Origin of the sequence: Pseudoalteromonas sp. S1727 (genome assembly GCF_005886375.1) — a bacterium.
Classification (GTDB): Bacteria; Pseudomonadota; Gammaproteobacteria; order Enterobacterales; family Alteromonadaceae; genus Pseudoalteromonas; species Pseudoalteromonas haloplanktis.
This window is the reverse complement of the sequence record NZ_PNDT01000329.1, coordinates 1-264: the sequence shown is the minus strand read 5'-3', so window position 1 is coordinate 264 and position 264 is coordinate 1. Positions and strand designations below refer to the sequence as shown.

The window sequence follows — 264 nt, the reverse complement described above, 5'->3', positions numbered from 1 at the left end:
TTTATGTTGATCTTCGTAAACATTACCAGGCAAAACTAATTATTCAGCCCAGTGGTAATTTTCATAAAAGCTTTCTTAATGTTTTTTGCCGGTGCTGATTGTGTTCACTCGATTAAAAGTGAAAATATCACAGTAGATTCAGGAGAAAAGCGTACTTTATATTGGAGCTTAATAGGGAAGAGTTTGCTAATTGTCTTTCCTTTTTTTATTGGCCGTTTGGGTTTATATAGTGTTGATCTGCTGCATTCATTTCGCTACAGAATT

General features: G+C 34.1%; 1 protein-coding gene. It reads left to right on the top strand.

Going from position 1 to position 264, the window contains the following annotated elements:
- Positions 1-78: 78 nt before the first annotated feature.
- On the top strand, positions 79-264 hold a 186-nt coding region (locus tag CWB85_RS22695), incomplete at its 3' end, for a hypothetical protein (protein WP_212748253.1).